An 18,525-nucleotide genomic window follows, 5' to 3' on the forward strand; every position below is an offset into this window, starting at 1 on the left:
GAAAAGGGAGGTAGAAAACATGGTAAATGTAAAAGGCAGATGGGCACTCATTACAGGCGCAAGCCGCGGACTCGGCTATCTTGCAGCCATAGAAATGGCTAAGCTGGGCTGTAATCTGGTGCTCCACAGCCGCACCGAGGAGCACTGTGCAAAGGTGCTCGGCGAGGTGAAGACTCTGGGCGTTGACGCCTATGTGGTCACCGCAGAGCTTTCCGACATGGAACAGGTGGAGGCGATGTGCAGAGCTATCGACGAGAGAGGGACAAAGCTCGACATCATCCTCAACAACGCAGGTCTTCAGATAGCCTACAGAACGGAATATCTCACAACACCTGCATCTGATTATGACATCAGCTTCAGGATCAACACCACCGCTCCCATGATGATCTGCTATCATTTCCTTCCCGGTATGAAGGAAAGAGGCTTCGGACGTATAGTCAATACCACCAGCGGTATCGACCTTGAGCCCGAGCAGGCAGGCTATTCCGCAGCAAAGGCTGCACTCAACAAGGTAACACGCGACCTTGGCAAGAACTACGAAGGCACTGACGTAACTATCAATCTCACTGACCCCGGCTGGTGCAGAACAGACCTTGGCGGTCCCAACGCTCCCAACTCTCCCGAAAGTGCTATCCCGGGAGTTATTGTTGGCGCATTCGTGGACGACAAGAAGTGCGGACGCATCTTCGCTGCCCAGGAATTCAGCGGCATGAGCCTTGTGGAGGCTGTTGCCCAGGCTGAAAAGCAGGCAGGAGTATATTAAGTATAGCGGTATGGGCGGCATTGCCGCCCTGCTGATTTTTTATCTGTTTGATAAAGGGGGAAATAGTATGAAGATAGGCAAATTGAAGGAAGTCAACATAAGAGAGCTGTGGGCGCATGAGCAGTATGACTTCTCCGCATGGCTGGCTAAAGAGGAGAACATCGAGCTCCTTAACGAAAAAATCGGTCTCACTTTAGTTGATATAAATACGGAAGCTTATGTAGGCTCCTACAGATGTGATATTGTTGCAGTCGATGAAACTACGGGTATCAGGGTAATAATCGAAAATCAGCTTGAGAACTCCAATCACGACCACCTGGGAAAGATAATAACCTATGCTTCGGGCTTGGACGCAAAAGTCATCGTGTGGATAGTCAAGGAAGCAAGGGACGAACACCGAAGCGCCATCGAATGGCTCAACAACAATACAGTTCAAGATATAAATTTCTTCTTAATTGAGCTCCATGCTTACCAGATAGGCAATTCAGACTATGCACCTATGTTTCAGATAGTTGAACAGCCAAACGATTTCATAAAAGAGCAAAAAGGCAAAAAATCAACCGATACAATGAATAAAAGCCAATCAGAAAGGCTTGAATTCTGGACTCTCTTTAACGACCATGTGGTTGAGCGCAACAAACCATTTGCAATCCATAAAGCAAGTTCTATAAGTTGGTACAATATAGCTGTCGGAACAAGCCAGGCGTATATTAGTGTTTCTCTTGTGAATAAGGATTCTTACATTGGCGTTGAATTATATATTGCTTCTAACAAAGAATTATTTGACAAACTATATGCAGAACATGAAATAATTGAAAAGGAACTTGGCTTTGAAGTCGATTGGCAGAGATTAGACAATGCAAAAGCAAGCAGGATACTGTATAAAATCGACGGCTTGAATTTCGACGACCACAGCAACTATGATGCGCTTATCGAAGAAGCTATCGATAAGGTTCTGATAATGCGCGACGTATTCAAAAACAGGCTGAAATAAGTACACTATAAGGAGAAACCATGAACATCGAAGAATGTATGAGCTTCATAAACTCCTACAGCAAGTCGGGGGGCAGGATAACGGACCTCTCCCGCGCGAGAGAGCTTATGAGACTTGTGGGCGACCCACAGGAAAGACTGAAATTCGTTCATATCGCAGGCACCAACGGCAAGGGCTCCACCCTTGAATATATCGCCAATGCCCTGCAATTCTCGGGCTATAAGACGGGAAAGTTCACCTCTCCCTTCGTGCTGCGCTACACCGACAGGATACGCATCAACGATGACGAGATAGACGAGAACTCCCTCTGCGAAATAGCTGAGTTCGTAAAGGAACGTATCGGCGGCGCGGCTTACTCTCAGTTCGAGATAACAATGGCAATCGCCATGCTCTGGTATGACCGCGAGAAGTGCGATGTGGTAGTGCTGGAAACGGGTATCGGCGGCACTCTTGACTCCACCAACGTCATACCGCCTCCGCTGGTATCTGTCATAACCTCTATATCCCTTGACCACACGGCTCTGCTGGGCGAGACTGTTGAGGAGATAGCCTCCCACAAGGCAGGCATAATCAAGAGTGGCTCGGCAGTCATACTCTCAGAGGATAATCCCGACAGTGTCCGTGAATTAGTCCGCGAGACCGCCGACAAGGTTGGCGCGGAGCTCATTCCCTGTGAGAACTGTCCCCCCTCGGTTGACGGCGGACTTTTCTCCCCTTTCATGTACAGGGGCATAAAGCTGACTCCTGCCATGGCAGGAATACACCAGAAGTACAACGCCCAGACTGCAATAACCGCCTGTATTTACCTGAGAAGCAAGGGCTTTTCGGTCAGTGACAGTGCCATTATACAGTCCATCGAGACCACTCAGGTCCGCGCAAGGGTGCAGTACATAGACGGCGAGCCCCCAGTGATAGTGGACGGCGGACACAATCCCGCAGGCGTGGGAATGCTGTCCCTTATGCTCATGTATCTCAGTACAAGGGGCAAAAAAATATACACCGTCATGGGCATGGTGGACTCCAAGGACTATGTGGACTGCGTAAAGAAAATATCGGAGCTCTCCGACAAATTCTTTGCGGTGGATGGCTTTGCGCCCAACGCCGTATCTGCGGAGACTCTTGCGGACATTGCCAGCTTCCGCACGGAAGCCGAGTTCGGAAGCCTTGAGGAGTGCACCAAAAAGGCAAAGACACTTGCCCTTGAAAACGGTGGAGTTGCCGTTATCTGCGGTTCTCTATACCTTGCCAGTGAGTATCTCAATACAGTGCAGTGATCTGTGAGAAGTTCCCCTAAGCAAGACTTATGCTCATATATAAAATTTGCCCCTGAGTGTTACAAAACGCTCAGGGGCATTGTGTTTTATTCGGATGTAGGATAAATCATAATTTATCGTAATACCTTGCGGCAACTATGAATGGGATTCCAAAGGGACTGTGTTCCTTTGGCGGAGTCCAGAGGCAGCGCCTCTGGCAGGGGTCAAGGGGCAGAGCCCCTTATTACGTCAGGCGCCTCGCAAGGGGTGAATCCAAAAACAGTCCGGTGGACTGTTTTTGGAGAGGGGACGCCTTGTAAGAGAAGGCGTCCCCTGGCTGAGCGGATGATAGTCGTCACTATAATACGAATTTTGTGGGACGTCGAGGACGCCGTCCCCTACAAATGTAAATTATGATTTATATCAGCTGTAATTCTTTGCGATGCGGTAGTCCACAGAGCCTGTGAATGGGTCATAGAGTATATCCTCATTATCCTCCTTGGCAACAAGGTAGGAAGTCTTATAGAACAGAGGCACGAAGCCGTATTGCTGAAGGATCTCCCTCTCAGCGGAAACATAGCCGTTTACCAGCTCGTTCACCGTAGAGCACTTCATGACAGCCTCAGAGCTGTCAATGCCCCCTGCCGCATTTTTAAGGCAGTCCACCTCAGCGAACTTCTCAAGAACGGCAAGTCCGCTGTTGAAGTCGCCCTTCACAGGATACAGGGCAATGCTGTAGTCGCCGCTTTCTATCCTCTCGCGGAACTCCTTCGAGGTAAGATCCTCTATGCCGATATAAATACCCAGGCTGTCCTGCCAGCTCTGTGAGAGTATGTGGAGATAACGTGAATCCACTGTGCCTGAGTCCACTATTATCTTTACGCTGTCGATGGAGCTGACCTTCAGTTCAGTCTTAGCCTGCTCCACAAGCTCAGCTGCCTGCTGGGGAGCGTAAACATCGAACTGCTTGTCAGAAGCAAGTTCACGGTAGCTTCTGCCTGCAATATCCACAGCGGGCGGGATTATGCCGTATGCTGCTTTGAGGTCGCTGTCCAGCTCCTTGTCAAGAGCCTCCCTGTTCACCGCAAGGGCAACAGCCTTACGGAGAGCGGCGTTTGAATAGAGCCTGTCCTCGGGGTTGAATATCATACCCAGGGTCATTGCCTTCTGACCCTTGATGTTGTACTTCTTGGGATTATAGCCTCCTACCTTCATAGTGGAGAAGCACTCCGTCTCGTCGTCCTTGAAAGCCTGCTTCACCTCAGCCTCGCTGTCCAGAACGGAGAAGCTTACAAAGGTAGGCAGCACCTCGTATCCCTCATGGAGGTTCTTGTCGTTCCTGCGCATATAGAGGATATTGTTGCTGCCGTAGGGGTCATAGAACCACTGGCGGACGTAAAATGGACCGTTGGACATTACCGACCTGTCATCAAGACCGTATCTGCCCTTGGTGGAGTTGAAGAACTCCTCGTTGCAGGGGAATGCGGCAGGCGAGGTCAGAAGTCCCAGGAACTCCGCACAGGGATAGTCCAGAGTGAACTGAATAGTGTAGCTGTCCACAGCCTCAACGCCCAGACTGTCGGCGCGGTAGCTTCCCTCAGCTATCCTTTTGCTGTTTTTCAGACACATGAAGTACCTTGAGAAGGGCGAGTGCATCTTCGGGTCAAGGAGACGCCTGAAGGCGAAAACGTAGTCATCGGCGGTAACGGGAAAGCACTCCTCCTCGTCGATGACATCGTCATCATTCTCATCAAAAAACCAGTAGTTGTCCTCTCTCAGATTGAAGGTATAGACACAGCCGTCTGCGGAAACGTTATAGTCCGAGGCATTGCAGCAGACTATGCTTCCGTCCTGATCCTTCATCATGAGACCGCTGTACATATTCTTTATTACAGTTGCCGAGGAAGGATCGTTGGCGAACTGCGGGTCAAGGCTCTGAGGATTTCTTGCCAGAGCGGCTCCGTACATATGACCTTCGCCGCCGCCCTTTTTGTCTCCCCCTCCGCAGCTTCCGAGTGAGCCTGCTACCACAAGGGCACAGGCTGCAAGAGCGAGTATTTTTTTCTTTTTCACATTTTTCTCCGTTTCTTCTGCGCCAAAAGGCTTTTGCCGCACCTGCGGCACATCGTGTCATAATCAAAATATGTCCCCCGAAAACGGGGGACATTCAGCTTTAATTCATGCTTACGGTAATGATGAAGCCGTCAACGTTATTTCCCGATACCGTATAGGTCTTGTTGGAGGGAACGGGCACCTCTGTATCACCCGTAGCGTTGGCTGCTGCGTAGTATATCTGGTAAAGCTTATTGCCGACCGTGACCTCAAGGGGGCTTTCGTTAGTATGCTCCTTGATCTTGTCGATATACTCCTCGAGGCAGAGTTTATTCTGCTTCATATAAACTGCATGGGGAACTCCCACATACCTGTATGTATAGTCTCTCTGACGCTCCCCTGTTACGGAGTCCTTACCCTCTGGGAAGCGGACAACGAAGCCGTACTCTGCGGCGTGCTCGTCGATCCAGCCGTAAACGCCCGTAGGCATATAATATCCCGAGCTTGAACCGTCTGTGGGGAAGATACCCAGATCGAAGCTTCTGCCCGTATGATAGTCGGAATAGCCGCCCTGGAACTGGGAATTGCCGTAGTTATACTTTTCGTCCTGCTCCTCAGCAGTACGATATGCGCCGATAACATAGATGTCTGAATTTGTCTCTGCATCATAGAAGCCGTCCATGAGCTGATTGAGGTGATCCAGAGCCTCTGTATCCAGCTTTGTTACCAGATCGCTTACATGATAATGTGTATCGTCGTGGTTATAGTAGATGACTTCCAATTCGGTGTCGCCTTCGATGAATTTGTACTCATGGGCTGAGTTTACGAGGATGAGGTTTCCTCTGTTCACATCGTCGGCCTTGTGTACTTCTGTTGTATACTGTGACTCCGAGGGCTTCTGATCGCCGGGAGTACCTGTTATAAGCGAGCTTGTCTCTCCGTTGGATGTGAGGTTATCCACGATTGAGGACTGCTGCGTATTGTCAGTGATAGTTGTCTGTGCCTGTTTACCGGAGGTTTTTCCATTGTCCTTCTTTGAACAGCTCTTACAGCAAGAGCCGAGTACAACCAGGAGGACAACAAGTACCAGTACCACCGCAACGAGTCTGTCGTATCTTACCTTGTAGCGCTTTGATACACGGTCTCTCTTGCGGTTTCTGCGCTTATCTCCGTTAGCCATAAAATGAAATCGCTCCTTAAAGAATATTCGGTTAAATCGTAACAGTCAGCTGCTGAGAAAGAGGGTAACAGCGTACTGTCTGCGTATGCACACCGCGCTAAGCCGCGGGATCTCTCCAAAAATTGCTCCCCAAGCGTCAATATATCATAAATTGCTCATACTCAGTATTATATCACAAATTTTTGTAATTGTAAAGAGTTTTTTTGATTTTTTGCACTAATAATTTCATATAATTTGCGCATAGTGTACTAAGGAAATCAAAATGTCCACAAATGTCTACTGTTCTTCCCCTGATAAAGCCCTTCTCCGGAACTCGGAGGGAGTGCAGTTTTTGTGCTTTTTGAACTGCCTCATGAAGTAGGACTCGCTGTCGTAGCCGCAGTCCACAGCTATCTCATATACGGACTTATCCGTATTTTTCAGCAGCTCAGCTGCTCTGAGCAGTCTGCTCTCGATGACGTCCTGGCGGCAGGTAACGCCGAAGGCTGCGAACCACAGCCTGTGGAAGTATGTCCTGCTTATGCGCATCTCGTCGCACATCTCGTCGATGGACCAGCTGCTGACGGGATCGTCGTATATAGCCTGTCTCAGCTTTCTCAGCTCATCATAGCGCGGTATGGTCTCCCCGAGAGAGGCGGGGGCGTTATCGTTTATCTCGCTGAGGGCGATGAAGATGATACGCATTGAGAGCTCCATGAACTCGCTGAAATGCCTGCCCCTGTGCATGGACTGTGACTGCATGGAGCGGAGGGCACCTGCGATGACGAAGTCGTCCCCCAGCTCGATAGGCGTATCCTGAGGCAGGTTCATTGAGGCGATGTACTGTCTGTCGGCGGCAGAGGTCCTGAAGCTGACAAGGTCATAGCGGATGGACTTGCCTTTGAGCGGGCGGAAGCTCTGCTTGTAGCCGCTGGTGAGAAGGGCAGCCGAAACGCCCTCGGTGCGGCGCTGCTCACTGTCCTCCTCATACATGATAGGAGTCCTGAGCAGCAGGAAAACGGGGTCTGCGCCCAGCTCGCCGCCGAAAGCGGTATCGCGTCGGCAATTCAGCTGTATACGGTTGATCTTCACAAGCTCTCCCCCTTCCCTGTTACAGTAACTATATATATTATTATAGCATAAACTGAACAAAAATGCAAGGAGCGCGGAGATAACTCTGCGTTTTTTCTTATTTATATCGCGAAACAGCCTGCGGGGGCTCCCCGCTTGTAACATAAACTATACAAAAATGCAAGCCTTGCAGGGAACGCTGCCCTCGCCATAATCACGCATTACGCATTATTAATTACGCATTAAAAAAGGGGCATTGCCCCTTTTTTCAGAATTATTCGGCAGTTTCAGCCATTTTAACAGCCTTCATCATGATAGCGCACTCAAGGCGCTTCTTTTCCAGCTGACATGAGATCTTGTGAGCAGTTCTTATATCGCCCATATACTGGTAGTTATTGGCGTTACAGCCGCCGCTGCAATAGAACTTCGCCCAGCAATCGCGGCAGTCGGGCTTTGAGTAAACGTGAGCCCTTGCAAAGTCTGCCTTCATCTCCTGATCGAAGGTGCCCTCGTCGATGTTGCCCATCTTGTACTCGTCAATGCCTACGAACTGGTGACATGGGAAGATGTCTCCGTCGGGAGTAATGGCTACATAGTCATTTCCGCAGCCGCAGCCTCTCAGACGCTTGATGGCGCAGGGACCCTGATCCAGATCCAGCATGAAGTGGAAGAAGTTGAACTTCTTGCCCTTTTTCTCGTTTTCGAGAAGCTGAAGCGCCAGTTTCTCGTACTCTGCAAATACCGCAGGAAGGTCCTTTTCGGTAAGCGCGTAGACATCGTCATCGCCTACAACGGGCTCAACGGAGATCTGGTCGAAGCCTGCCTCGTTGAGGGCGAAAACGTCCTTGGAGAAGTCCAGGTTCTTGTTGGTGAAGGTACCTCTTACATAGTACTCCTTATCACCTCTGCCCTCCACCAGCTTCTTGTACTTGGGAAGGATAATATCATAGCAGCCCTGACCGTTGGGGAGCACGCGGAAGTAATCGTTTACCTCCTTGCGTCCGTCGATAGAGAGGACAACGTTTGACATCTCGCGGTTGATGAAGTCTATCTTCTCGTCGTCCAGAAGCAGACCGTTAGTGGTGATAGTGAAGCGGAATTTCTTGTTGTATTCCTTTTCACGGCTCCTTGCGTACTCAACTACCTTCTTTACCACGCCGAAGTTCATAAGGGGCTCGCCGCCGAAGAAATCAAGCTCCAGATTGGGACGGTCGCCCGAATTTTCCAGCAGGAAGTCGATAGCGTGCTTGCCTGTCTCGAAGGACATGAGCTTTCTGCCCTTGCCGAAGTCGCCTGTGGACGCAAAGCAGTACTTACATCTGAGCTGGCAGTCATGGGCGATATTGAGGCACATAGCCTTTACGGGAGAAGCTACGGAATACTTTGCATACTTCTCGTAATCGTCCTCTGAGAAGAGTATCTTATCGTTATACAGCTCCACTATCTCGGCATAGCAGTCGCGTATGTCCTCCTCGGGATAAGCCTTTGAGAGCTTGTCCACCACATTCTGAGGACATTCAGCCTCGAAGGGGGGCTCGACATTGTCCAGAAGGTCGTATGTGAGCTCGTCAACGATATGAACGCCGCCGCTGTTCACATCGAGAACTATGTTCAGTCCGTTAAGCTTGTACTTATGTATCATTATTCATACCCTCAATTCAAAAAATATGAGGCAGCATTTTCATACTGCCTCCACCGTTTTTTCAGTGTTAAGAGCTTATCTCTCGCACTTCTGGTTAGCAACTGTGCAAGAGGTCTTGCAAGCAGACTGACATGAAGCCTGGCACTTGCCGCAGCCGCCCTTCTGAGCAGATTCCTTGAGATTAGCCTTATTGATAGTCTTGATGTGTTTCATTTTTTTACCCTCCATAGGAATGTACGGCACTCTGCCGCATAGTACTTTCTGATATTATATCATATTTTCAGCTTCAATGCAATAGGTATTTCAAATAATTCAGATTTTTACCTTATTCTGCATGAAGGCTGTCAAAGACGAAGTTGTATATATCGACGTAAGTCCCGTCCGTATAGTGGAGACCGTCAACAGTTGAGAAGCCGTTCCACATAAGGAATGTATAGGAATCAAGGAAGGTTATCCTGCTGTCGAGACCTGCGCTCATATTGCTGTTGAACTGCTCTATCCTGCTGTTGAGGTACTGATAGCTGCCGTCGCAGGGATTTACAGCCATTACGATGACCTTGTTGTTGTCAAGGAACTCATCGGGCATACTGTTATAGAGATTGAGGTAAGCGGTGCTGTCCAGGTCGTTTACGCCCAGGTTCATGATGACCGTCTTATCGCGTATCTGGTAGATAGACTCGGCATTGTTCCTGAAGAAGCTTATGGTAGCTCCCACCTTGCCGATATAGTCGATGTCGATACCTCTTGCCATACCAACGGTACGTGAGTCGCCCACCCAGAACCACTCAGCATACTCGCTGTCGATACGGGGGATAGTGTACTCGAAATTGCCGAATTCAAGGGGAGGAACTTCCTCCGCAGCAGCGGCAGTCTCTCCGCCCTGCTCCTTGACCTTCTGTTCTATTTTCTCCTCGGTCTCACGCTGTTTGAAGCCGTTCTTCTCAAGGAAGTCGGTCATGATAGCACCCTCGTCGCTGGTAGCAGCCCAGGCATAATACGAGAGTATGAGTGAAGCGTCCACTGCGTCAACATGGGTGTCGCCGTTAAGGTCGGCAGCCGAAAGCTGATATGAATACAGGGGCGATTCCTTTCCTGCTGATGTACACGCGTATGCAGCAAGCACAGATGAAGCGTCGATAGCATCGACAACTCCGTTGCCGTCTATGTCGCCTATCATGAACAGTGAAGCTTCACCGTATGCGGTGATGCCTGCTGAAGAAAGGGCGACAGCCGCAGAAGCGGCAAAGCTCATAAGCGTTTTCATTTTCATAAATTACTCCTTTTCACTGGTCAAGCTCAATAAGAAGCTCGAAATCCTCATCGATCCTCTGTTTAAGCTCTTCGATCCCGGCGCATTTTTGGTTCATCAGCTCATAGTCGCTGTAGACCTCCTCCCTGCCGATCTCCTCGGTAAGGGAGTCTATCTGCGCCTGAAGGTCGTCGATTTCCTTTTCAAGGCGTCTCATTTCGTTTTTTCTCGCAGCGTCGGCACTTCTCTGCTGCTTGCTGCGATAATTCTTAGCAGTTTTTTCCTTGGCTGCTTCCGCAGCCTTCTGCTGCTTTTCGGCTTCTATTGTCCGTCTCTCGGCAGCCTGCTCCTCACGGAGGACGTCGAGGTATTTTTCAAAACCGTAATTATGAAGTCTGTAAGTTCCGTCAGTGAGCTCTATAAGCCTGTCGGCAATTTTACTGAGCAGATAGCGGTCATGGCTCACGAAGATGACCGTACCCGTATATTCAGCCAGAGCCTCCTCGATAGCCTCTTTAGAGCTGAGGTCGAGGTGGTTGGTGGGCTCGTCAAGAATGAGGACGTTGCCGTGCTCCTGCATCATGATAGCGAAGCAGAGCTTGGCACGCTCGCCGCCGCTGATAACTCCCGTCTCCTTGAAGACGTTCTCGCCGATAAGGCGCACCTGCGCCAGAAGGCTTCGCACCTCAAGGTCGGACATTGAGGGATAGCGGCTGTGGAGCTCCTCCATAACGGTAAGCTCCTTGTTGAGGTTGGTGCTCTCCTGCTCGAAGTAGGAGATCTTGATATTGCTGTTCCAGCGGACCAGTCCCTTATGGGGGAGCTGCTCCTGGATTATGCGCAGCAGGGTGGATTTGCCGATGCCGTTGTCACCGATGACACCCACCTTTTCCCCTCTGCGGACCTCGAAGTCGATATTGTCCACAAGGGTCTTTCTTGAGCCGCCCTCTCCCACGGAGATGTCCACGCCCTTGACTTTAAGGACGTCGATGGGGGGCTCAACTGCGTATGTGAAGCGTATCTTCGCATTTTTTGTATCATGGACGGGGCGCTCAATGCGCTCCATTTTCTCAAGCTGCTTTCTGCGGCTCTGAGCCATTTTTGTAGTTGAGGCGCGGACCAGGTTTTTCGCAACATAGTCCTCAAGCTGGGCTATCTGCTTCTGCTGGAGCTCATACTCCTTCTCGCGCCGCGCGTCGCTCTCCTCTCTCTGGCGGACGAAGGCGGTGTAGTTGCCCTTGTACCGCGTCAGCACTCCCCTCTCTATCTCGCAGATAGAGGTGCAGAGCCTGTCGAGGAAGTATCTGTCATGGGAGACTATGAGGACGGCGCCCCTGTAGGAGCGGAGGTAGTCCTCAAGCCACATGATGGTCTTGAAGTCCAGGTGGTTGGTAGGCTCGTCCAGTATGAGGAGGTTAGGCTCCTCAAGGAGCAGCCTTGCAATGGAGAGACGGGTCTTTTCGCCGCCGCTGAAGCCGGATACGGTACGCTCCAGCTCCTCACCGGAGAAGCCCATGCCGTTGAGGACCATTCTGATCTTCACGTCGGTATTGTAGCCGTCGTTGGCTTCTATCCAGGAGGAGAGCTGCTGATACTCGTCGGCGGAGGAATTATTTCCGCTCTCTATCTCCAGCTCTATCTCTCTCAGGCGGTCTATCGCCCTGTGAACGGGCTCAAAGACGCTTCTCATCTCCTCGATGACGGTATTCTCGGTATTAAGTCCGCCCATCTGCTCAAGGTAACCCACGGTGGTCTTTGCCGCCATGGAGATGACTCCGTCCTTCTCGGTGAAGCGGTCGGGCTCCACAGAGCCTGTGAGTATCTTCAGCAGTGTGGACTTTCCGCAGCCGTTTTTGCCCACGAGACCTATCTTGTCTGTCTCGTCTATGGACAGTGACACATTGCAGAGCACCTGGTTACCGTTATAGAATTTATTTACATTAGTTAGGCTTGCAAGCATATTTACTTTCCTTTGTCTGCCAGTATGCACAAAAAACGGTGTGATTATTTGTGCAGGCTGCAGTTATATAACTTTATCATACCATTTTCTGAGAAAAATGTCAACTGTCACGGTAAATATAAATGGCAGGGGGAATTTTTCCGATTTTATACATAATATATCAAGAAACGGCTGTTTTTAGCAGTTTTCGCAATAAAAATGAAAAAAACCTCCCGCTGGGGAGGTCTTTTCCGAGGGATAATGAATAAAAAATAAGAGAGAGAACAAAAATATGTCGTCCTGCACTATATGCGGCTCCGTGAGCCGGGACCGAAATAACGCCGTGAGTGCCTATTCTCACGATGTACGAGGGCGGTCATTCCCCTGAAAGGCATATCGGATGGGGGGGAGGACAGCTGCCTATGCTGTCCTAAAGGATCCGTGTTCGCCTTACGATATATATTATACACCTTATATCGACAAAAACAATGAAAAATACTATCTTTTTGAGGAGATTTTTTGAAATTATCACAACAAATATATAAAATCATCTTGCAATCCACTCACATATATGATACAATAGTACATAGATGAACCGGCGGACTGTGTCTGCCGACAAAAATCACGCAGAAAGGAGAGATAAAATGAGCCGCAGGATACTTATAGGCGTTATCGTGGCTGACTGTCATATAGACTTTCAGTGCGAGATACTCAGAGGCATAATCACTCAGGCTTACAAGGGCAACTGCGACGTTGCGGTTATCTCGCCCCTTCACAACTTCTCTATCCATTCCGTCCACAAGGACGCGGAAAAGGCAATATTCGACCTTATCTTTTCCGAAAGCATTGACGGTATAATCTATGACAGGAACTCCTTCCACAACGAGGAGATCTGCAAATACATCGACGGGCTCTGCAAACGTTCCGAAAAGCCCGTAATGCTCCTTGACCACAATGACCACAAGAGCTTCGAGACCACCTCCGTGGACGACCTTGAAGCCTTCGAGACCATCACCGACCACCTGATAAACGTTCACGGCTACAGGAAGATATACTGCCTGACAGGTCCGAAGAACACCTTCAGCGGTGAGGAGCGCCTTCAGGGCTACAGGAACTCTATGAAGCGCCACGGCATAAATATAGGCAAGGACTGGTGTGAGTACGGAGACTTCTGGACAGAGGCTCCTAAAAGGTACGCAAAGCGCATACTCAGCGGCGAGCTCAGCCGTCCCGAGGCAATAGTCTGCGGAAACGACGTCATGGCTATCACACTCTCAAAAATATTCATCGACGCAGGCCTCCGCGTCCCCGGAGATATAGCCATTACGGGCTATGATGCCTCCATAGAGGGCTACCAGTCCAACCCCTCCATAACCAGCTACAGCCGCCCCAACTTCCAGCTGGGAGCCGAGGCTGTACGCAGGCTCTACCGCATTATCACGGGCAAGATATGCAGCAAGGTCCCCAACGAAAACGGTGAGCTCCGTCTCGGAGAGAGCTGCGGCTGCGACGAGAACCCCGGTCTGCGCAGGAGCATACTCCGAAACCTCAGCATAAACAGCCGTTTCGAGTCACAGCTCCTCTACGGCGATATGCTCTTTGACATAACCAACGCCGACAATATCCACACCTTCGCAGACAGGCTGGACAACTACACCTACCTGCTCCATAAGATGAGAAGGCTCAGGATATGCCTTACCCGCAGCTACGTTGACGCCACGGTGGATAAAAACGCCGAGGAGCTCAGCTTCCATGAGGGCGACGATATGAAGGTGATACTGGCAAAGTCCGCTATCTGGCGTGAGGCTGAGACCCACGACTATTTCAGCTCAGCAAAGCTCCTTCCCGACTACAGCGAGGAGCGCAGCTATCCCTCCGCCTTCTTCATCTCTCCCCTTCATTATAATAACAACTTCTTCGGCTACTGCGCAGTTTCCTTCGGAAAGGAGCCCCGCTCCTTCAGCTCGCTGTATCTGAAGTGGATAAACTACGTCAATGTGGCACTTGAACAGGTGCGCATAAAGGCTATAATGAACCGCACTATCCTCAACACCAGCAAGGCTCTACTCTATGACCACATAACGGGTCTCATCAACAGGAGCGGTATCGAGCAGGAGTTTGCGGCGAAATTCGGCGGACAGACAGGCGGCACTATCGAGTGCATGACCTTTGAGCTCCACGGTCTTAAAAAGGCATACTACCAGAGCGGCGAGGAGAAGTCCAACAGCATTATGGCAGCCTTTGCAAAGAAGCTCCGCTCCTGCATAAGCAGCAGGGAGATTTGCGGCGCCTGGGCTTCACAGACCCTCTGCGTCATCAGTCCCGACCAGGGACGCGCGGAGAGCATATACAATGACCTCTGCGGCAGGATAAAGGAGACCCAGTTCAGCAGCGGCGAGGAGAACTGCAACATCGACTTCACCATGGGTCAGTGCAGTCTTGCCCTTAGCCCTGCGGCTGACCTCTCCGACGCCATGTACAAGGCGACTATGAACCGCGTATTCTCCTACACCATCTCAGAGCCCACTTCAAATCCACAGTTCGAGAAGCTCTGCCTCCTCCGCAACAGGATAATGAAGAACCCGGAGCTCCCCTGGAACATCAGCGAGATAGCCGAGAGCCTGTATCTCAGCAAGAGCTACCTCCAGAAGATATACAAGTCCTACTTCGGAAAGAGCATAATCGAGGAGATGATAGAGTTCCGCATAGACAACGCCAAGACCCTGCTCTCACAGACGGATATGACCGTCACGGAGATCTCAAGGGAGTGCGGTTACTCCTCATACAACTACTTCGTCCGCCAGTTCCGCACCAGCGAGGGCTGCTCGCCGTCGGACTACCGCGATGAACAGAAAAGGAAGGCTGAAAACGATGAAAGCTGAAGTTATACTTATGAAATGCCCCGAAACGGGACGTATATACGGAGTAAGAGCCGAGGAGAGAAACGGCGACTGGTACAGGACATGGGCTTTCCCCATAGACGCCCGCCGCGCCTCCAGCGAGGGCTTCGACAGGACAGAGATAAAGGGCAGCCTCGACTACACCGAGGACTATAACGGCTGTCCCTACTGCAAGACCAAGACAATGGTGCTGTGCAGCCGCTGCGGCAAGCTGAGCTGCTGGAACAACGAGGAACGCATAACCTGCGGCTGGTGCGGTCTCACAGGAGACGTGCTCACCACCGAGGGGGATATAAACGTCAAGGGCGGAAGCTACTGACCACAGGAGGCTGATAGATATGGCAGTTATAACCATAAGGGGCAGGAGCAGTATCTCCGTAAAGCCCGACCTCATACACCTGGACCTGGATATGCAGTCCCGTGATACGGACTGCGGCGCCGCCATGGAAATGGCAGAGGCTTCCCTTTGGGAGCTGCGCCTGGTGCTGGAGGGCTGCGGCTTTGAAAAGGGCGAGCTGAAGACCTCCGCCTTCGATGTAAGGACGGAATACGAGACCGTCCCCGACGAGAACGGCAATTACCATAACGTATTCAAGGGCTACTGCTGCGCTCATACCATGAACGTGGAGTTCCCGCTGGACACTCAGCGCCTTGCGGAGGTGCTGGGGCGTATTTCCGCAACGGGAGCCGCTCCCCAGCTGTCGGTGAGGTTCACGGTGAAGGATACCGAAACCGCCCGTGAGGAGCTTATACGTCAGTCCGCAGCCGACGCCCGCAGAAAGGCAGAGCTGCTCTGTGAAGCCTCGGGTGCCTCTCTCGGCAAGCTGGTAAAGATAAGCTATGACAGGTCAGATATGAACATGATCTCCGAGGCACGCTACGCTATGGGCACAGACTGCCTCCGCGCCTCGGCAAAAGCCGTGAGCATAGATCCCGACGACATAAAGCTCACTGACAGCGCAGAATTTGAATGGGAGATAAACTGAAAGGAAGCATACTTCATTGAACAGGGATAAGGTCATAATCCGAACCAGTATCATCGGTATACTGGCAAATATATTTCTCGCGTCCTTCAAGGCTGTGGTGGGCATACTCAGCTCCTCCATCGCCATCGTACTGGACGCCGTAAACAACCTGAGCGACGCACTTTCGTCGGTCATAACCATTATAGGCACAAAGCTGGCTGGCAAGCGTCCCGACAAGAACCACCCCTACGGCTACGGCAGAATAGAGAACCTGAGCGCTACCCTCATCGCAGTCATCGTCCTCTACGCAGGTGTCACCTCCCTTGTGGAGTCAATAAAGAAGATAATCCGCCCGTCTGTCCCCGACTACTCAGCGGCAGCCCTTGTGATCGTGGCAACGGCTGTGCTGGTGAAGATACTGCTGGGACTATATGTAAAGAAAAAAGGCGAGAGCGTAAACTCCGACTCGCTGATCTCTTCGGGCAAGGACGCCCTGCTGGACTCGGTCATCGCCGCCTCTACCCTTGTGGCAGCAGCTATCTTCCTCATCTTTGATATAAGAACAGAGGCATGGCTGGGTGCTGTCATCTCACTGGTCATCATAAAATCAGGACTTGAGATGCTGGGCGACTCGCTGTCAAACATCATCGGAAAGCGCATAAGCAGCGACCTCTCCAAGGAGATAAAGCAGACCGTTACCTCCTTCCCCGAGGTACAGGGCGCATATGACCTGCTGCTCCACAGCTACGGTCCCGACCTGATGATAGGCTCCGTGCATATAGAGGTGCCCGACACCATGCCCGTTGCAGAGCTCGACAAGCTGGAACACCGCATTACCGAAAAAGTCCTTGCCGAGCACAGCGTTATCCTTACGGGAATAAGCGTATATGCGGTGAATACACAGAATGACCGTGCCGCACAGATATACGGCGATATACGCAGAAACGTCATGTCCCATGAGTACCTGCTCCAGATACACGGCTTCTATCTGGACGAGGAGCACAAGACCATTCATTTCGATATAATCATCGACTTTGCCGCTCCCGACGCTAATGAGATATATCAGCATATCCTCACGGAAACACAGGAGGCTTACCCAGACTACAAGGTAAGCATAACCCTTGACACAGACGTCAGCGACTGATAACAGCTCCCTTAACTGTGGTGCTTATATAGCAGTCTTATGTATAATATAGAGGGAAGCCCTTTTGAAAAGTGCTTCCCTTTATTCTTTTTCTGAGGACTCTGTTTTCGTTTTTCTATGGAGAGGACGCTTGAAATTGTCTGCCATTTTATTATATTATAGGCGTCCTCTCCATAGAAAAAACAGCAAAAAGTCTTTGGAAAAAGGGGTATGGGGGGAAAGAACCTTTCCTCAGAAAGGTTTTTCCCCCATAATTACGCGTAAACTTCTATATAAGCACCGCCCTTAGAGGGGATTATTTGCCAAGCACAAAAATGCAATAGCAAAAATATATATTATGATATGTTTTTTATATACCTCAGGTATAAAAAATACATATTACTATATATAATAAACAAATAACTATTGAAAATGAGCAGCAACTTCTATGCTGCTGCTCGTTTATCACACAGAATAATCACATAGTGTACACACAAAAATGTATAATAAATAACAGAGCGGTCGACTACTCAAAAAACTTTACAAAGGATATATAATTATGAAACACACATTTAAAAAGATCGCAGCTACACTTTCAGCAGCAGTTATGTGCGCACTCCCCGCAGTAAACGCACTCTCTGCAAATGCAACAGCAAGCGCAAATGCACGTTACACAATGAGAAAAGTATACTGGGTAGACGGCTCTGCAAATGTTAAGAAGCTCGAATTCGGCTTCACAAACCAGAGAGGCGGCTGCTCACCTGCTACTATCACTACTATAGCTCCCGGCACTAAGAGCGTCGGCGGCAGCGCAGGCGATTCATACTACAACTGCGGCGGTACACTCACCGGATACGGATATATCGGCGGTCCTGCTTTATCATTCTCTGTAGTATGCGATAAGCCTTCTTACTACAAGGAAGGAAGCAACGTATACTGCAGGGCTTACAAGGCTAACGGTACACAGTCCTTCAACTCTGTACGTTATTCTCAGGCTTTCCTCGTAGGTGACCTCAGCGGAAATAACGTAATTGACGGATATGATTATGCTATCCTTGATTATGCTCTCAACCAGTTCGGCATCAACTCTTACGGCTTCGACTCTCAGGTATATATCTGGGGCAACACAGTAAAGAAGTACCAGATGGATATAGATGACGACGGCGATGTTGATTCTGCTGATTCAGCTCTTCTCATGAAGTATATCAGCGGACAGATCACAAGATTTGAAAAGTGATCGCTGAATAATAAATTGCACGAACGATCAAAGGCTCCCTTCGGGGAGCTTTTTTTATACCTCAAGTAGAAAAAAGCATTGTGCTCTGTACCCTTCGCTGCAAATGAGCAGCAAGTCCTCTGTTTTTTTCTATGCCCGCATTTTAATATCACACGAAAACGTCACGTTATTGTCACAT

Annotated in this window: 15 protein-coding genes; 8 read left to right on the plus strand and 7 right to left on the minus strand. The window is 50.1% G+C overall.

The window, feature by feature from the left end:
• Positions 1–19 precede the first annotated feature (19 nt).
• The 3 genes from T488_RS0103035 (at position 20) to T488_RS0103045 (ending at position 3,031) form a co-directional block, all read left to right on the plus strand.
• The gene (locus tag T488_RS0103035) at positions 20–763 is read left to right on the plus strand and encodes an SDR family NAD(P)-dependent oxidoreductase (RefSeq protein WP_028519520.1); all 744 of its coding nucleotides are present in this window, start codon (positions 20–22) and stop codon (positions 761–763) included.
• 67 nt (positions 764–830) lie between these two features.
• The gene (locus T488_RS0103040) at positions 831–1,757 is read left to right on the plus strand and encodes a DUF4268 domain-containing protein (protein WP_028519521.1); all 927 of its coding nucleotides are present in this window, start codon (positions 831–833) and stop codon (positions 1,755–1,757) included.
• Positions 1,758–1,777: 20 nt separating this feature from the next.
• A complete protein-coding gene (locus T488_RS0103045) occupies positions 1,778–3,031 on the plus strand; it encodes a bifunctional folylpolyglutamate synthase/dihydrofolate synthase (protein ID WP_028519522.1) in 1,254 nt (417 codons plus the stop codon).
• A gap of 402 nt (positions 3,032–3,433) precedes the next feature.
• On the opposite strand, the gene T488_RS0103050 is transcribed toward T488_RS0103045, so the two are convergent.
• The 7 genes from T488_RS0103050 to T488_RS0103080 all read right to left on the minus strand — a co-directional run bounded on the left by T488_RS0103050 (position 3,434) and on the right by T488_RS0103080 (position 12,143).
• Complete coding sequence (locus tag T488_RS0103050) at positions 3,434–5,083, minus strand: peptide ABC transporter substrate-binding protein (protein ID WP_242838294.1); 1,650 nt, start codon at positions 5,081–5,083, stop codon at positions 3,434–3,436.
• 100 nt (positions 5,084–5,183) lie between these two features.
• Entirely contained in the window at positions 5,184–6,242 is a 1,059-nt protein-coding gene (locus T488_RS0103055) for a M15 family metallopeptidase (protein WP_028519524.1), read from the minus strand.
• A gap of 276 nt (positions 6,243–6,518) precedes the next feature.
• Positions 6,519–7,313: a helix-turn-helix transcriptional regulator gene (locus T488_RS0103060; protein WP_028519525.1), complete on the minus strand. Its 795-nt coding sequence runs from the start codon at positions 7,311–7,313 to the stop codon at positions 6,519–6,521.
• Between the two features lie 253 nt (positions 7,314–7,566).
• The gene (gene scfB, locus T488_RS0103065; RefSeq protein WP_028519526.1) at positions 7,567–8,934 is read right to left on the minus strand and encodes a thioether cross-link-forming SCIFF peptide maturase; all 1,368 of its coding nucleotides are present in this window, start codon (positions 8,932–8,934) and stop codon (positions 7,567–7,569) included.
• Between the two features lie 75 nt (positions 8,935–9,009).
• Positions 9,010–9,147: a six-cysteine ranthipeptide SCIFF gene (gene scfA / locus T488_RS19195; protein WP_019679123.1), complete on the minus strand. Its 138-nt coding sequence runs from the start codon at positions 9,145–9,147 to the stop codon at positions 9,010–9,012.
• Positions 9,148–9,259: 112 nt separating this feature from the next.
• Positions 9,260–10,204, minus strand: coding sequence for a dockerin type I domain-containing protein (locus T488_RS0103075; protein WP_028519527.1), 945 nt, complete (start codon positions 10,202–10,204; stop codon positions 9,260–9,262).
• Between the two features lie 13 nt (positions 10,205–10,217).
• Positions 10,218–12,143, minus strand: a complete 1,926-nt coding sequence (locus tag T488_RS0103080) for an ABC-F family ATP-binding cassette domain-containing protein (RefSeq protein WP_028519528.1) — start codon at positions 12,141–12,143, stop codon at positions 10,218–10,220.
• A 623-nt stretch (positions 12,144–12,766) separates the two neighbouring features.
• Between T488_RS0103080 and T488_RS0103085 the strand changes: the two genes are divergently transcribed.
• From T488_RS0103085 to T488_RS0103105, 5 genes are all read left to right on the plus strand, one after another.
• Complete coding sequence (locus T488_RS0103085; protein WP_028519529.1) at positions 12,767–15,004, plus strand: substrate-binding domain-containing protein; 2,238 nt, start codon at positions 12,767–12,769, stop codon at positions 15,002–15,004.
• A 10-nt stretch (positions 15,005–15,014) separates the two neighbouring features.
• Complete coding sequence (locus tag T488_RS0103090) at positions 15,015–15,341, plus strand: TerY-C metal binding domain-containing protein (protein WP_242838295.1); 327 nt, start codon at positions 15,015–15,017, stop codon at positions 15,339–15,341.
• 19 nt (positions 15,342–15,360) lie between these two features.
• A complete protein-coding gene (locus T488_RS0103095) occupies positions 15,361–16,008 on the plus strand; it encodes an SIMPL domain-containing protein (protein ID WP_051536224.1) in 648 nt (215 codons plus the stop codon).
• Between the two features lie 16 nt (positions 16,009–16,024).
• On the plus strand, positions 16,025–17,131 hold the full coding sequence (locus T488_RS0103100; RefSeq protein WP_028519532.1) for a cation diffusion facilitator family transporter: 1,107 nt from the start codon (positions 16,025–16,027) through the stop codon (positions 17,129–17,131).
• A 538-nt stretch (positions 17,132–17,669) separates the two neighbouring features.
• On the plus strand, positions 17,670–18,347 hold the full coding sequence (locus tag T488_RS0103105) for a hypothetical protein (protein WP_028519533.1): 678 nt from the start codon (positions 17,670–17,672) through the stop codon (positions 18,345–18,347).
• Positions 18,348–18,525 lie beyond the last annotated feature (178 nt).

Source organism: Ruminococcus flavefaciens ND2009, assembly GCF_000621785.1.
GTDB classification, from domain to species: Bacteria; Bacillota; Clostridia; order Oscillospirales; family Ruminococcaceae; genus Ruminococcus; species Ruminococcus flavefaciens_C.

Coding starts and splice junctions, on each gene's coding strand:
- T488_RS0103035 (WP_028519520.1), top strand. CDS start 20: ATGGTAAATGTAAAAGGCAGATGGGCACTCATTACAGGCGCAAGCCGC.
- T488_RS0103095 (WP_051536224.1), top strand. CDS start 15,361: ATGGCAGTTATAACCATAAGGGGCAGGAGCAGTATCTCCGTAAAGCCC.
- T488_RS0103055 (WP_028519524.1), bottom strand. CDS start 6,242: ATGGCTAACGGAGATAAGCGCAGAAACCGCAAGAGAGACCGTGTATCA.
- scfA (WP_019679123.1), bottom strand. CDS start 9,147: ATGAAACACATCAAGACTATCAATAAGGCTAATCTCAAGGAATCTGCT.
- T488_RS0103085 (WP_028519529.1), top strand. CDS start 12,767: ATGAGCCGCAGGATACTTATAGGCGTTATCGTGGCTGACTGTCATATA.
- scfB (WP_028519526.1), bottom strand. CDS start 8,934: ATGATACATAAGTACAAGCTTAACGGACTGAACATAGTTCTCGATGTG.
- T488_RS0103075 (WP_028519527.1), bottom strand. CDS start 10,204: ATGAAAATGAAAACGCTTATGAGCTTTGCCGCTTCTGCGGCTGTCGCC.
- T488_RS0103090 (WP_242838295.1), top strand. CDS start 15,015: ATGAAATGCCCCGAAACGGGACGTATATACGGAGTAAGAGCCGAGGAG.
- T488_RS0103080 (WP_028519528.1), bottom strand. CDS start 12,143: ATGCTTGCAAGCCTAACTAATGTAAATAAATTCTATAACGGTAACCAG.
- T488_RS0103040 (WP_028519521.1), top strand. CDS start 831: ATGAAGATAGGCAAATTGAAGGAAGTCAACATAAGAGAGCTGTGGGCG.
- T488_RS0103105 (WP_028519533.1), top strand. CDS start 17,670: ATGAAACACACATTTAAAAAGATCGCAGCTACACTTTCAGCAGCAGTT.
- T488_RS0103045 (WP_028519522.1), top strand. CDS start 1,778: ATGAACATCGAAGAATGTATGAGCTTCATAAACTCCTACAGCAAGTCG.